The following is a 14,899-nucleotide window of genomic DNA, read 5'->3' on the forward strand; positions in this document are numbered from 1 at the left end:
TTTCTCGTGGTTGTTGGGTTTTTTTTTTCTTTCTCTTTCTTGTGCCTCCCGTGCTTCGTCGTGGTGGGCGGGGGCCCCGCGCTTCCCCCCGTCGGCAACACTCACGACCATGCAGCCAAGGCCGAACTCGAAGGGCACGGTGATCACGTTGGTCATCGTGCTGGTGCCCGTGCTGGCCTTGATGGCCTACGGCGCCTTCGTCGTGTTCGTGCAGGGGATGGGCAGGTCCACGATTCCCGACTCGCCACCGCCTACCGGCCCGCCCGACCGGTACGCGGTGTTGCCCGTGTGCACGTCGATCTCGGCCAGGATCTCCGGTCTGCCCCCGCTGGTCACGCGCGAGGAGGGTTTCTCGCCGGACGGCGGCCCGAGCTTCGTCACCTCATGCTCCTGGTACGAGTACGGCAAGCCCTCGCGCAGCGTCTCCCTTTATCTGTCGGCTTCGGACGTTCAGGGAAGCGGGTCCGGTGAGGACACGGCGAGGGGCCGTTTCGGTGGTGTGCCGGGGGAGAACTTCGAGCAGATTCCCGGCCTGGCCGTGGCCGCTGCCTTCTACGACGAGCCGGGCCGGCCCGAACAGTGCTGGATCAAGCTCTACCAGGGAAACGTCTTCGCGCAGCTCAGCGTGAACGGCGACCCGAACAAGGCGACCTGCCGGGCCAGCGTCAAAAAACTGGCCGAAGGGGTCACCGAGGCGCTGAACTAGGCCCTTCGGCGCACACGGAGTCCTCAAAGGACTTAAAGTGCTGTGCATGCAGCCAGGACCGCCGTATCAGCAGAACCCTTATGGGGGCCAGCCAGGCTACCCGCAGCAGGGTTATCCCCAGCAGGGCTATCCGCAGCCCGGTTACCCGGGCTACCCGCCGCCGAAGAAGGGGATGAGCGGCGTGACGATCGCGCTGATCATCGTCGGCGCGCTGGTGGTCGTGTCCGGGCTCGGCGTCGGCGCGTTCTTCCTGATCGACGGCAACTCGTCGAGCAGCTCGGCCGGCCCGACGTCGACCGTCAAGACCGGGCCGCCTGACAAGTACACGACGCTGCCGGTCTGCACGGCGATCGGGGCCAAGATGTCCGGCATGCCGAAGCTCGAAGTGAACAAGCAGGAGCCGGCGAGCACTTCGGACACCGACATCACGCAGACCGTGCTCGACTGCGAGTGGCGTGAGCCGGGCAAGTCGTCGGGATCGGTGATCCTGTACATGTCGACGTCGAAGCGCAACGGCTCCGGCGACGGCGAGGAGTCGGCGAAGTCCGAGTTCGAGGTCTACTCGCGGGACAACTCCGAGCCGATTCCCACGCTCGGCGCGACCGCCAAAGCCGCCTACCAGAGCTACCCCGACAACCCGTCGCTGTGCTCGATCCGGTTCTACCAGGGCAATGTGTCCGGCAACGTCATGGTCGGCGGACCGGACGGCAATCCCGTCGACGTGAGCAAATGCCGCGCCAATGCCAAGAAACTCACCGAAGCGACCTCGTCGGCGCTGGGCTAGGCCATCGCGTCGCTGGTCGCGTAGAGCGTCTCGACCAGGTTCTCGCGCGTGCCGGGCAAGAAGTTGATCATCGACTCGCCCGACACGTAGGTGAGCACGCGGCCTTCGCGGGCCACGTCGACCACAGTGATCGGGGAACTGCGCCGTTCTCCTGAGCTGGCGTAGAGCTGATGCATCCCGGAACGCGGCGCGGCCATCAGCGTGCGCACGCGTTCGGCCGCGTCGTAGCCGGTCGGCATCTCGAAGTCGTAGCCTCGCTCGGCGGCGTACTCGGACTTCGGAATGGCGACCGGGTCGAGGCCTGCTGGTCGTGCGCTCGGCAGCGCGTCGACCAGCGACTCGGCCGCGTACTCGGCGGGCAGGCTGTCGATGCGCACGACCTTGTCCTCACGCAGGAGCCTGACCGCGGAGTGCCCGTCGATCGCCACGAGCACCCCGCCGGTCTCGCCGGTCGTGACGTCGCCCGCCCACGCGGTGAACTTCCGCCGCCCGCTCGCCAGCACGGCGAGCGTGTCACGGAAGTCATGCGTGAGCGTGCCGCCCGCGGCGACCCCGACCTCGGCGAGGACGTCGAGCACCTTGTCCTCGAAGCGATGCTTGGTGTCGCCCGACATCCAGCTCTCGACCATCCCGATGACCGCGGGCGGCGTGCCGAGGTTCTCCCACTCCCACGCCTGCAGGAAGGCGAGTTTGGGCAGCAGCAACGGTTTCATGCGCCGATGACCGGAGGCGCGGTCTTCGCGTCGGTGCCGAAGACACTCTCGGGATCCGCCTCGACGAGGTAGGACGGACGCTGGTGCTCGGTGTCCTCTTCGCCCTGTCCCTTGGCGCCGCCGGGCATACCACCCATCCCGGGAGCGCCAGGCCTGCCGCCACGACCGGCGTTGCCACCGGCCGGTCCGCCACGGGCCGCGCCCTCGCCGGGCATTCCGGCGCCCGATCCCTTGCCCGCGCCCATGTTCTGTCCCGCGCCGCTGCTCGAGCCGCCGCCCGACCCTGTTCCGAAGCCGCGGGTTCCACCCGTTCCCGCGCCCGATCCCGTGCCTGTGCCCGGCCCGAAGTTCGAGTTCAGGTACTGGTTCGGATTCCGGGTGCTGTCGTACTGGCCGACCGGGACCTGGGTCTCGTGCGGCAGCGGCGGCGTGGCCGTGGTGGGCGGTTTGTAGCTGGAGGTCTTGGTGTCGTCGGGCGGCATGAGCCCGTTGGGCCGGTCCTCGGAATACAAGAGCGGGTAACCGGGATCGCCGGGTCGGACGGTCTGTTTTCCGGTCTCTTCGCTGCTCTTGCCTGTGGTTTCGTGCTTGCCAGGGTTTTCCGGCGGTGTCTTCTTGCGCGGGGGAGTCGGCGGCTCTTCCTTCTCGAGCTTGAAATCGCCGCCCTGGTCGTCGGTGAGCTGCCCGTAGTCGGTGGTCATCGCGGGCTTGTTGGCATCGGTCTGCGCGGCATAGGTGTTGTAGCGCTGGAGGTTCTCCTGCACCTTGCGATTGCGCTCTTCGATCGCGTCCTCGGTGTCGGTGTCCCAGGGCGTCGCCTTGTCCCAGAACCCGCGCTCAGGCGCCTCGTTGGTGACATCCTTGTGCAAAGTGTTCTTCAGCGAGTCGAACTGGTGAATCTGGTCCTGCACGATGTTCGAGTTGTTCCGCAGCGACTCACTCGCCGAGGCGGCCGTGGTGGCCAGCGGCTCGACGTAAACCCGGGCGGCATCGGACGACTTGCCTGTCCAAGCGGACTCGAGAGCCGACATCATCTGCCTGCTGTCGGTCTCGATCTGGTCCTGCTGACCCGATTGCGCCTGCCCGATGTCCCGCGCACGCTGCAGCGTGGCGGTGCCCTTGCCTTCCTGGATCTGCTTGACCAGATCACCGGGGCCACCGCCGACGTTCCGGTTCCCGCCGAGCACCGCGTTCCAGGCGCCTGCGAAGTCACCCTGGGAGATCTCGTTGAGCGCGTCGACGCCGCGACCGACGGCTTCGACGACACCGTCGCCGACGGCCTCGGCCACATCGGCGATATCGTCGAAAATGCTCATCAAGCCCTCCCCTTGATGTTGGTCATCACCCGATCAGCCACGTCACGTCCACCTTCGCAGGCGTCGATACCCTTGTTGCGGGCGCTGTCGCCGAGTTGCAGGTCGACGGAGTAGGTCAGCGTGTCCGAGATGCCGACATCGAGGTGACAATTGTCCCTGACACCCGGATTGTCGCCAGGCGCGAGATAGCCGACAATCGGATAGCCCTGAACCGGCTGCAGGTTATCGACCCAGCGTGCGGCTTTGGGCTTGATATTCTTGTAGGTGAGTGCGAGCCCGCCGTTGTCCTTGGTGTGGAAGAAAACAGTGATCCCGGCCCCGCTTCCAGCGGCATTGTCCCAATCGCATTTGGGGCCTAGAACGTTCTCGCCCGGTTTGGCTGGATCCGGAGTTCCGATGAAGCTCTTCACATCGTTGGGCGTAAGCGCCACATCGCAGGGGTTTCCTTCAAGCACCTTTGCCGGCAAGGGGTTTTGGACTTTTGGTACCTCACTCGCCGCGCCATCCGGCTCAGCGGACGTCGAGGCGGGTGCAGGTGTTGCCGTACCTGGAGTGCCACTGCCATTGCAGCCCGCGAGTCCTGCGCCTACGAGGAGTAGGCCGACAATGATTGATGGGTGCAAGCGGGTCACTCGAACTGTCCCTTCGGGGCGGCTTTGGCCGCGTCAGCGGCATCTTCGTCGGCTTCGATGGTTCGACCGAGCGCAGTGCTGAGCTTCTCGATCAGCCGACGGTAGCGAACTTGCTGGATCCGCAGGTGGCCGAGATAGTAATTGCCCGCGTCGACGGCGGTGCCGGTGAAACTCACGCTCTGTGGGTCGTCGCCGGGCGGATCGATCCTCGCGATGTCCGCTGCGTCCACAAGCTGTTGGCGGATCAATTTGCTAGTGGCCTTGGCCTTTACGAGCAGCGATTCCATCTCGGACTTGCTCATCGAGAAGCCGCCGCTCGGGGCACCACCGCCCGGCGCCGCCGTCATCCCGTCCGAAACCCAGAAATGCATTCCGGACAGGAAGCCGCTCCCGTCATCCAACATGTCGCTCTCCCCTGCGCTGTTGTGATCGCACCGAGGATAGCCGCTCGATCACCGCGAGTGGGCATGAATGACCAAAGATCGGCTCACACACTTCCGCACAACGAAAACGCCCCGGCCGGAGTACCCGGCCGGGGCGTTTCACGACTTGCCTGGTTACTCGAAGGCCTTCGCGAGGATCGCCTTCTGCTCGACCTCGTGCACCTTCGACGAGCCCGCCGACGGCGCCGCCATCGGACGGCGCGAGATGACCTGCAGGCCCGAGAGGACCTCCGGGAACTTACGGGGCAGGTTGAGACCGAAGAACGGCCATGCGCCCTGGTTCTCCGGCTCCTCCTGGACCCAGGCGATCTCGGTCGCGTTGGTGTAGCGCTCGAGCGCCGCCAGCAGCTTCTTCTTGGGCAGCGGGTAGTACTGCTCGATGCGCACGATCGCGACGTCGTTCGCCTCGCGCTTGGCGCGCTCGGCGACGAGCTCCCAGTAGAGCTTGCCGGAGGTCAGGAGCACCTTGCGGGCCTTCTCCGGAGCGACCTCGACGTCGTCGATGACCGACATGAACTTCGTCGCGCCGGTGAAGTCGCCGACCGCCGAGGTGGCGGCCTTGTTGCGCAGCATCGACTTGGGCGTGAAGACCACCAGCGGGCGGTTCACGCCGTCCAGCGCGTGGCGGCGCAGGAGGTGGAAGTAGTTCGCCGGGGTCGACGGCACCGCCACCGTCATCGAGCCCTCCGCGCACAGCTGGAGGAACCGCTCGATGCGGCCGGAGGTGTGGTCGGGGCCCTGGCCCTCGTGGCCGTGCGGCAGCAGCAGCACGACGTCGGAGCGCTGGCCCCACTTGGCCTCGCCGGACGAGATGTACTCGTCGATCACGGTCTGCGCGCCGTTGACGAAGTCACCGAACTGCGCTTCCCACATGACCAGCGCCTCGGAGTTGGCCACCGAGTAGCCGTACTCGAAGCCGACCGCCGCGTACTCGGACAGCGCCGAGTCGTAGATCATCACGCGGCCCTGGCCGTCGGCCAGGTTCTGCAGCGGCGAGTACTCCTGGCCGGTCTTGCGGTCGATGAGCACCGAGTGCCGCTGGGTGAACGTGCCGCGGCGCGAGTCCTGGCCGGACAGCCGCACCAGGCGGTTCTCCATCGCCAGCGAGCCGAACGCCAGCAGCTCGCCGAACGCCCAGTCGATGCCGCCTTCGCGGGACATCTTGTGGCGGCGCTCCATGACCGGCTTGACGCGCGGGTGCGGCGTGAAGCCTTCCGGCACGTTGACGAACGCGTCGCCGATGCGCTCGACGGTCTCGTTGGAGATCGCCGTCGGCACCTTCGCGGGGACCTGCTGCTCTTCCTCGACCGACGGGCTCGCCTTGGCCGGGTGCTTCTCCAGCTCGCGGACCTCGTTGAACACGTGCTCCAGCTGGCTGGAGAAGTCGCGCAGCGCGGCCTCCGCCTCGTCGACGGAGATGTCGCCTCGGCCGATCAGCGACTCGGTGTAGGTCTTACGCACCGAGCGCTTCGTGTCGATGATGTCGTACATCGCGGGCTGCGTCATCGACGGGTCGTCGCCCTCGTTGTGGCCGCGGCGGCGGTAGCAGATCATGTCGATCACGACGTCCTTGTGGAACTCCTGGCGGTAGTCCACGGCCAGCTTGGCCACCCAGTGCGCGGCTTCGGGGTCGTCGCCGTTCACGTGGAAGATCGGCGAGCCGATCATCTTCGCCACGTCGGTCGCGTACTGCGACGAGCGCGAGTGCTCGGGCGCGGTGGTGAAGCCGACCTGGTTGTTGACGATCACGTGCACGGTGCCGCCGGTGCGGTACCCGCGCAGCAGCGCGAGGTTCAGCGTCTCGGCGACGACGCCCTGGCCCGCGAAGGCCGCGTCGCCGTGCATCAGGACCGGCAGCACGGTGAAGCCGGAGCCACCCTTGTCGAGAAGGTCCTGCTTGGCGCGGACGATGCCCTCGAGCACCGGGTCGACGGTCTCCAGGTGCGACGGGTTCGCGGTCAGCGACACCTTGGTCTCGCCGTCGCCGAACATCCGGAAGTACTTGCCCTCGGCGCCGAGGTGGTACTTCACGTCACCGGAGCCGTGCGCCTGGCCCGGGTCGAGGTTGCCCTCGAACTCCTGGAAGATCTGCGCGATCGGCTTGCCGACGATGTTGGCCAGCACGTTCAGGCGGCCGCGGTGCGGCATGCCGATGACGACCTCGTCGAGCTCGTGCTCGGCCGCCTTGTCGAGCAGCGTGTCGAGCAGCGGGATCGCCGTCTCGCCGCCTTCGAGCGAGAACCGCTTCTGGCCGACGTACTTGGTCTGCAGGAAGGTCTCGAACGCCTCGGCGGCGTTGAGCTTCGACAGCACGTACTTCTGGACGGCGGGGTCCGGCTTCTCGTGCGGCACCTCGACGCGGTTCTGGATCCAGCGCCGCTCCTCGGGGTCGAGGATGTGCGTGTACTCGATGCCGACCGTGCGGCAGTACGAGTTGCGCAGCACGCCGAGGATGTCGCGCAGCTTCATGCGCTCCTGGCCGGCGAAGCCGCCGACCGGGAACTCGCGGTCGAGGTCCCACAGGGTGAGGCCGTGGCTGAGCACGTCGAGGTCGGCGTGGCTGCGCTGGCGGTAGTTCAGCGGGTCGGTGTCGGCCATCAGGTGACCGCGCATCCGGAACGCGTCGATCAGCTCGATCACGCGGGCGGTCTTGTCGACCGGGCCGTCCGGCAGGTCGGCGACCCAGCGGATCGGCTCGTACGGCAGGCGCAGCGAGGTGAAGACGTCGTCGTAGAAGCCGTCCTCGCCGAGCAGGAGCTGGTGGATCCGCTTGAGGAACTCGCCGGACTCCGCACCCTGGATGATGCGGTGGTCGTAGGTCGAGGTGAGCGTCATGATCTTGCTCACGGCGAGGTCGACCAGCGTCTTCTCGCTGGTGCCCTCGAACGCGGCCGGGTACTGCATGGCGCCGACGCCGATGATCGCGCCCTGGCCCGCCTGCAGGCGCGGCACCGAGTGGTTGGTGCCGATGCCGCCGGGGTTGGTCAGCGAGATCGTGGTGCCCGCGAAGTCGTCCGCGGTCAGCTTGTTGTTGCGGGCGCGCTTGACGATGTCCTCGTACGCCTGCCAGAACTGCATGAAGGTCATGTTCTCGGTGGCCTTGATCGAGGCCACGACGAGCGTGCGGGCGCCTTCCTTGCCCTTCATGTCGATCGCGAGACCGAAGTTCACATGCTCCGGCGTGATCGCGAACGGCTTGCCGTCGATCACCTGGTAGTGCCGGTTCATGTTCGGGAAGTCACGCAGCGCGCGCACCATCGCGTACCCGATGAGGTGCGTGAAGGAGATCTTCCCGCCACGGGTCCGCTTGAGGTGGTTGTTGATGACGATGCGGTTGTCGGCCATCAGCTTGGCCGGGACCGCGCGCACGCTGGTCGCGGTGGGCACGGACAGCGAGGCGTCCATGTTCTTCGCGATCGCGGCGGCGGCGCCGCGGAGCTGCTTCGACTCCGGCTCTTCCTTGGCCGCGGGTGCGGGCTTCGCCGCCGCTGGCTTCGGCTCCGCCTTGGGCGCGGGAGCCGGTGCCTTGGCAGGCGCCGGGGCGGCGGCCTTGGCAGGCGCGGGCGCAGGTGCCGCGGCCTTGGCGGGTGCCGGGGTGGCGGGCTTCGCCGCCGGCTTTTCCGGTGCTGGTGCGGCGGGCGCGGCGGCCTGGCCGTTCCCCGAGCCCGCTGCCTGCGTCGGCGTGAAATCCGCGAAGAAGTCATGCCACGCGGCATCTACTGAGGAGGGGTCGGCCAGGAACTGGTCGTACATTTCCTCGACCAGCCACTCATTGGGGCCGAACTGTGACGCAGGGCTGCTGCTGGACACGGCTTGGGCTCGCCTCTATCCGTCTCGATCTTGAAGTCCGTTGATGCGCCTACCAGGCTAACCCCCTCCGCTACGCGCGTGTTACGGAACTGGCATGTGTGAGGCGTGGCGCACTGTGATGGGGATGACTGGGTCGATCCAGATGGGGGATGGACGTCACATCGCGTGATGATGCAGCCTGCAAGGGAACCGGCGGATCGCCAGGTACGTCACAGGTTCCGGCCGAGAGGGGGAGTGGTGTCCGACTTGTCTGACGTCGAGCGGATGGTCGACGACTGGGAGCGCGACGCGGTCGCCAAGTCGCAGCGGTACGAGGCGATGCAGTCGCAGGTCCAGCAGATCTCGATCACCGAATCAGTGGCCAACGGCGCGGTCGCCGTGACGGTGGGTCACAACGGGTTGCCGACCGCGATCAAGATGACCGAAGGCGTCCGCGCCATGACGCCCGACGAGATCGCCGCCAACGTCATGAAGGCGATCCAGAAGGCCCAGTCCAAATACCCGGAGCGCATGGCCCAGATCGTCGCCGAGACGGTCGGCGACGACGACACGTCGCGCCACATCGTGGCCACCGCGGTCGACAACTTCCCGGCGGCCCCGCCGGAGGACGAGCCGCAGCAGGCCCCCGAGCCACCCCGCCGCCAGCTGTTCGAAGCCGCCGAAGAGGAGCCACCGCCGCCACCCGCGCGCCCGGCCCCGCCCGCGCCGCCCCGGCCGACCCGTCCGGCACCGCCCGATGACGACGACTTCGGCGACCAGTCGTTCCTGCGAAGGGATTGATCCAGATGCCAGACGGTGGATATCGCGTACTGGGCGACGAGCTCGGCGGCCACGCGGGCAAGGTCGACGGCTTCGCCGACCGCATGAAGACGGCGGTCGAGGCCGCCCAGCAGGTCACCATGGACAACAGCGCGTACGGCGTCATCTGCCAGCCGTTCGCGATGATGCTCGACCCGTTCGAGCAGATGGGCGTGCGCGCGCTCCAGACCGCGTCCGAGTCGATCAACGGCACCGCCGCCAAGGTCCGCGACGCGGTGTCGGCCTACGAGAAGCAGGAAGACGCCACGGCCGAGGCGCTCAAGAAGGCCGGGCCGGTCTACTGAGGGGGCTTTGAATGCCTGAGGGGAATCCGCTCGTCGCGCAGGCGCAGTCGCAGACGACCGGAGTGACGGGGATCGGGATCCTGGAGTCGGCCAACGACCTGGCTTCGGGTGTGAAGGACGGCTCGTGGGTCGAAGGCGGCCTGGGCGCGGTCGGCGTCGGCCTGGAGGCGCTGTCGCTGGTCGTCGATCCGATCGGGACACTCGCGCAGTACGGGGTCTCGTGGCTGATCGAGCATGTGAAGCCCCTGAAGGACTGTCTTGACTGGCTGGCCGGGAATCCGCCGGTCATCCAGTCCTTTTCGGACACCTGGGCGAACGTGGCCCGCGAGGTCAACGCGATCGCGGGCGACCTGTCCAATGAGGCCAAGGGCGGGACAGCGGGCTGGTCGGGCGCGGCAGGCGACGCGTACCGGGGCGAGGTCGCCGAGCAGGTCGACGCGGTCGCGGGCGCGGCGTCGCTGTGCGACGGCATCTCGACCGGCGTGATGGTCATGGGCCAGGTCGTGGCGGCGGTACGCGAGACCGTGCGCGACCTGATCGCGACCTTGGTCGGCAAGCTGATCACATGGGCGCTCGAGGAGGCGTGCACGCTCGGCTTCGCGACGCCGCTGGTGGCGGCGCAGGCGACGGCGGCGATCACGTCGACCATCTCGAAGGTCTCACAGGTGATCCGGAAGCTGGTCAAGACGATCAGCAACGTGGGGCCGAAGGTCCGCAAGATCGTCGACAAGCTCGGCGAGATCATCGAGAAGCTCTCGAAGCTGGGCAAGAAGCTTGGTAAGCGGGCTGACGGGACGTCGCCTTCGGCAGCTCGGAAGGCCGGGAAGTCCGATGTGGACGCTCCGAAGGAGCACACCAGCCCATCGAGTGCGCATGACACCGATGGCACATCGCCTTCGTCAGCCACGAAACACAGCAGCGCCGACACCACCCCGTCTTCGTCCAAACCGGACGATGCTGGTCCAGGCGCCGGGACACATGGCTCCCGTGGCGACGGGGCCGGTACTTCGGAAAGTGCGACTCGGCCGGGCTCCGCGCGGGACCAGGCCGCGAACCCGCGAGATACCGCGACACCGCTCGATGGGCGGTTCTGCAAGAACGATCCCATCGACGTCGCAACCGGCGAGATGGTGCTGGGGCAGGTCGATGTGGATCTGCCGGGGCTGTTGCCGCTTGTGCTGGAGCGAACGCACGTTTCGTCCTATCGAGCAGGTCGATTGTTCGGCCCATCCTGGGCCTCCACTTTGGATCAACGGCTGGAGATCGACGAGCTGGGTGTCTGCTACGTCGCGCCAGACGGGGTGATCCTGGTCTACCCGCACCCGGCCTCCGATGACCAGCCGGTACTGGCCGTCGAAGGCAAGCGTTGGCCGCTCGTGCGGGCTTCCACCGGTGAATATCGAATCGAACAGGCCGAACTCGGGCGCACGCTGCACTTCGCGAGTGTCGATGCCGGAGTCGCCAGGATGGTCGCGCTCGACGATCGCAACGGCAATTCGATGCGATTCGACTATGCCGGCGCGACCATCGTGGGAGTTCGCCACTCCGGCGGCTACAGGATACGCGTCGGAACTCACGACGGCTTGGTCGTGAATCTCGCGCTCGCGCCGGAAAACGGAACCGAGGTTCTGTTGACCGGGTATCAGTACAACGCAAGGAACCGCCTTGTGGCAGTACAGAACTCGTCCGGTTCGCTGATTAAATTCGACTATGACGACGATGGTCGAATCACTCGCTGGGTGGACCGTAACGGTCGGTGGTACCGGTACCTGTACGACGCTGAAGGGCGTTGTGTGGCCAACGAAGGCGAAGGTGGGTTCTTGAGTGGAACCTTCACCTATGACAGAACAAACCTGCTCACCAGGTTTGTTGACTCGCTGGGAAATCAGAGCACCTTCCACCTCAATGAACGCAATCAGATAGTCAAGGAGGTCGCGCCAGAAGGTGGAGTGGTTCTGCGTGAGTGGGATCGATATGACAGATTGCTGTCACGTACGGATGAGCTGGGTCGCACTACGCGATTCCGCTATGACGACAATGGTCGCATAGTCGAGCTGATTCACCCTGATGGCTCTGCAAAGAAGATTTGGTACGGTGAGTCCGGTCTCCCGGTCACCGTGATCGACCCTGATGGAGCGACCTGGCGCCAAGAGTACGACGAACGCGGAAATCTGGTCTTGGTAGAGGATCCTGTGGGAGCGATCACGCGCTACCGGTATGACGACCGTGGCGGCGTAGTGGAGATCATCGACGCGCTCGGGCAGGTGCTCGTGTTCGAGTCCGATTCGTTGGGGCTGACCAGCTCTGTCACTGATATGCATGGTGCTACCACGCGGTACTACCGTGATCAGTTCGGCAGGCCGACCATGATCGTCGACGCAGTGGGCGGTGAAACGCGGTTCGCGTGGACGGTCGAGGGAAATCTCACCTCGAGGGTACTGCCAGGCGGTGAGGCGGAGTACTGGCGGTATGATGGTGAAGGGAACCGAACAGAGCACGTTGATGCTGTAGGCAACCGTACTGTCAGTGAATTCACGTGTTTCGATCTGGTGCGCGCCGAGACTCGTGCCGACGGTTCTCGTCTCGACTTCGAGTACGACACGAACTTGAACCTGACCGCGGTGACCAATGCTGCAGGGCAGGTCTGGCGCTACCACTACGATCCAGCGGGTCGCCGGGTCGAAGAAGTCGACTTCGACGGCCGCCGGATCACGTACGCCCATGACGCGGCGGGGCAGTTGATAGAGCTGGTCAATGGTGCCGGTGAAGTGGTCGAATTCGAATACGACCTGATGGGCAACCTGATCGCTCGCCGCTCGTCGGAGGGTGTGTCCACCTTTGCGTTCGATCGGGCAGGCCGTATGGTTCAGGCGGCGAACTCCGATGCCGAGATCGAGCTCGAGCGCGACGCGCTGGGGCGGATTCGTGCCGAGGTGGTCAATGGCAGGCGGCTGGAGTCCCACTATGACCTGCTAGGCAGGCGCACGCGCAGGCGCACTCCATCCGGACTTGAATCCGAGTGGGCTTACGAAGGGTCCGCGCGTCCCTCCTCGTTGCTCACCGCAGGGCGGACGTTCACGTTCGGCTACGACCTCGCGGGCAGGGAGATCGAGCGTCTTCTCGACACCGGAACGATCGTCGCGCAGAGCTGGGACAGCAACCACCGGCTTGTGTCGCAGACCGTATCGACGGTGCGCGGTCAGTCGCCTGAATCCGGTGTGCGTGCGAAGGTCTTGCAAGGCCGCCGCTATCGCTACCGGCAGGACGGCTTCGTTCGAAGCGTGGATGACCAGAACCGTGGCAGGCGTGAGTACACGCTCGACCAGGTTGGCCGGGTTACCGCGGTGCGGGGAGCAGGCTGGGTGGAGCAGTACGCCTACGACGTGACGGGCAACGTCACCAATGGCTCGTGGCCTGCCCATGATGTCGCGGCGCAGGGGCCACGTGAGTATCGGGGGAATCTGCTGGAGCGAGCGGGTGGCACGCTGCTCCGGCATGACTCTCAAGGGCGGCTGGTCCAACGTAGTAAGAAGCGGCTGTCCGCCAAACCTGCGACCTGGAACTATGCCTGGGATTCCGAAGATCGGCTGGTCGGCGTCGTAACTCCTGACGGAGCGCGGTGGAAATACGTCTACGACCCGTTTGGGCGGCGTATGGCCAAACTCCTGCTCGGAGAGGGAGATTTGGTCGTCGGGCGGGTCGATTTCGTCTGGGATGGTGGCGTTCTCGCAGAGCAGATCGACTCCGCCGGTCGAACCACCACCTGGGAGTGGGATGCGGACGGTCTGCGGCCGCTCGCTCAGATAGAATTGACTCAGGATGAGGTGGATCGCCGGTTCTATTCCATCGTCACCGATCTGATCGGCAGCCCGGCCGAGATGGTCGACGTCGCCGGAAACCTGGTCTGGGAGGCGCATGCCACGTTGTGGGGTGCGATGGTCTCCGGCCGGGCGACCGGCGCGACGACCGCGCTGAGGTTCCCGGGCCAGTACTACGACGAGGAAAGCGGCCTCTGCTACAACTACTTCCGTCACTACGACCCTGAGTCAGGTCGCTATGTCAGCACCGATCCGCTGGGGCTCGCGGCAGGCCCTAATCCGCGATCCTATGTAGACAATCCGATGCAGTGGATCGATCCGTTCGGTCTCGCGCCGTGCAGGCAGCGTCCGCGTATCGAGGACGGTAACCTCAAAGAGGGCTGGCAGCACATCGATTCGCGCCATATCACCGGGAATCACCCGAGCGGTCACGGCGATCTCATGCCGCCCGGAACCACGCGAGAGCAGGTTCACCGCGCGGCGACGGATCTGGTTCGCCGAGGAGAACGGATATCCGATCCCAGTAAGAGAATCCAGGTGTATGAGCGTCGCGGAACCGTGAACGGCATGCACGCCAGGTTCAGGGTGACGGTAGATTCTCATGATGGAAACCGGGTCATCACCTTTCACCCGGTGGGAAAGAGTGTGTGACATGGTTGGGTTCGACTTCAGCCGGCGCGAGGACCTCGATCACATCGAGCCGCCGAGCGGCTTCGATCTCGGCGATATGGAGATTGCGGGCAACGTGCGGGTGGTCTCGTCACGAGGGCGCACGCCTGACCAGGGCATGATGATCTTCATTGCGCTGGTCGAGTTGCTTGATGGGCTGCGGCGGAAGCTGAAGCCCGGCCATCCCTATGAGTTCGTCGGTGCGGACTCATCGTTCATTCTCGATTTTCGCGAGGAGAACGGCTCGGTCGTGATCGAGTCAGGAGGGCAACGGATCGACAGCTCGCCTAAGCTGGACCTGCTCCGGGCTGTGTCCAGGGCTGCGCATGTTTTCGTGGATCGAGAGCTTCCGAAGTTGCCTCCCGATGATGCGGCCAAGGAAGATATTTCGCCGTCGGTCGTCGAGTTCGACTCCTATATCACGGATGTGGCCCGACGAAGTAGATGAGCGACTCACTCGGACCGTCGGTGCTTGCCTGGCCTTGGAGAGCCGCATGAAGGCAGAACTGGTGAGATGACTGTTCGGTCAATCGTACTCAAGGGCGAGGCGATCTAATGGTCGGTTTCGGTGCTGTGTCGTCCTATTTTGCCTGGGAAAAGGCGTATGGCGACTTCTGTGAAGAATTGCCGGGCAAGGCGGCTGCCGTCTGCCCTAACTGTGGTCACGACGCGTTGCGCATCGCCTTCGTCGCGAACGAGCGCGATCGCATCGGCTCGGCGATGTTCTGGTGCGAATTCTGCCTGTTCGGGATACATATTTCACGGACCAGGGTTCCTGAGGGGGTTGATTTTCTACTGAGGGGGACGCCATGGGGCGAAATAAGCAAGCATGTCCCGGAATACACCTTGGTCTACCCGCCGGTTGTCGATGAGTCGCCCGCCGACAGCGGCTTCGACGAGTAACT

12 protein-coding genes are annotated in these 14,899 nt (G+C 65.4%); 7 read left to right on the top strand and 5 right to left on the bottom strand.

Going from position 1 to position 14,899, the window contains the following annotated elements; all coding sequences use genetic code 11:
* Positions 1 to 139 precede the first annotated feature (139 nt).
* Together ACFV15_RS30550 and ACFV15_RS30555 are read left to right on the top strand one after the other, a co-directional pair.
* A complete protein-coding gene (locus ACFV15_RS30550; protein ID WP_378354550.1) occupies positions 140 to 706 on the top strand; it encodes a hypothetical protein in 567 nt (188 codons plus the stop codon).
* Between the two features lie 46 nt (positions 707 to 752).
* Positions 753 to 1,490, top strand: a complete 738-nt coding sequence (locus ACFV15_RS30555) for a hypothetical protein (protein WP_378354552.1) — start codon at positions 753 to 755, stop codon at positions 1,488 to 1,490.
* Here the strand turns inward: ACFV15_RS30555 and ACFV15_RS30560 are convergent.
* From ACFV15_RS30560 to ACFV15_RS30580, 5 genes are all read right to left on the bottom strand, one after another.
* Positions 1,487 to 2,203 (bottom strand): ESX secretion-associated protein EspG, encoded by a 717-nt coding sequence (locus tag ACFV15_RS30560; RefSeq protein WP_378354553.1) that lies wholly within the window; start codon positions 2,201 to 2,203, stop codon positions 1,487 to 1,489. The two genes, ACFV15_RS30555 and ACFV15_RS30560, sit on opposite strands and share 4 nt — an antisense overlap.
* The gene (locus tag ACFV15_RS30565) at positions 2,200 to 3,519 is read right to left on the bottom strand and encodes a hypothetical protein (protein ID WP_378354555.1); all 1,320 of its coding nucleotides are present in this window, start codon (positions 3,517 to 3,519) and stop codon (positions 2,200 to 2,202) included. Before ACFV15_RS30565 ends, ACFV15_RS30560 begins: the two co-directional genes overlap by 4 nt.
* Positions 3,519 to 4,151, bottom strand: coding sequence for a DUF3558 family protein (locus tag ACFV15_RS30570; RefSeq protein WP_378354557.1), 633 nt, complete (start codon positions 4,149 to 4,151; stop codon positions 3,519 to 3,521). Before ACFV15_RS30570 ends, ACFV15_RS30565 begins: the two co-directional genes overlap by 1 nt.
* Positions 4,148 to 4,555, bottom strand: a complete 408-nt coding sequence (locus ACFV15_RS30575; protein WP_378354558.1) for a hypothetical protein — start codon at positions 4,553 to 4,555, stop codon at positions 4,148 to 4,150. The genes ACFV15_RS30570 and ACFV15_RS30575 overlap by 4 nt, the downstream gene beginning before the upstream one ends.
* 153 nt (positions 4,556 to 4,708) lie before the next feature.
* Positions 4,709 to 8,404 carry a multifunctional oxoglutarate decarboxylase/oxoglutarate dehydrogenase thiamine pyrophosphate-binding subunit/dihydrolipoyllysine-residue succinyltransferase subunit gene (locus tag ACFV15_RS30580; protein ID WP_378354560.1) on the bottom strand — a complete coding sequence of 1,232 codons (3,696 nt, stop codon included), beginning with the start codon at positions 8,402 to 8,404 and terminating at the stop codon, positions 4,709 to 4,711.
* A gap of 237 nt (positions 8,405 to 8,641) precedes the next feature.
* On the opposite strand from ACFV15_RS30580, the gene ACFV15_RS30585 reads away from it, so the two are divergent.
* The 5 genes from ACFV15_RS30585 to ACFV15_RS30605 all read left to right on the top strand — a co-directional run bounded on the left by ACFV15_RS30585 (position 8,642) and on the right by ACFV15_RS30605 (position 14,897).
* Positions 8,642 to 9,184 (top strand): YbaB/EbfC family nucleoid-associated protein, encoded by a 543-nt coding sequence (locus ACFV15_RS30585; protein WP_378354561.1) that lies wholly within the window; start codon positions 8,642 to 8,644, stop codon positions 9,182 to 9,184.
* Positions 9,185 to 9,189: 5 nt separating this feature from the next.
* Positions 9,190 to 9,507, top strand: a complete 318-nt coding sequence (locus tag ACFV15_RS30590; RefSeq protein WP_378354563.1) for a type VII secretion target — start codon at positions 9,190 to 9,192, stop codon at positions 9,505 to 9,507.
* 11 nt (positions 9,508 to 9,518) lie between these two features.
* On the top strand, positions 9,519 to 13,976 hold the full coding sequence (locus ACFV15_RS30595; RefSeq protein WP_378354564.1) for an RHS repeat-associated core domain-containing protein: 4,458 nt from the start codon (positions 9,519 to 9,521) through the stop codon (positions 13,974 to 13,976).
* Between the two features lies 1 nt (position 13,977).
* Positions 13,978 to 14,442, top strand: a complete 465-nt coding sequence (locus ACFV15_RS30600) for a hypothetical protein (RefSeq protein ID WP_378354566.1) — start codon at positions 13,978 to 13,980, stop codon at positions 14,440 to 14,442.
* 107 nt (positions 14,443 to 14,549) lie between these two features.
* Entirely contained in the window at positions 14,550 to 14,897 is a 348-nt protein-coding gene (locus ACFV15_RS30605; RefSeq protein ID WP_378354567.1) for a hypothetical protein, read from the top strand.
* Positions 14,898 to 14,899 lie beyond the last annotated feature (2 nt).

Origin of the sequence: Amycolatopsis sp. NPDC059657 (genome assembly GCF_042734395.1) — a bacterium.
Lineage (GTDB): Bacteria > Actinomycetota > Actinomycetes > Mycobacteriales > Pseudonocardiaceae > Amycolatopsis.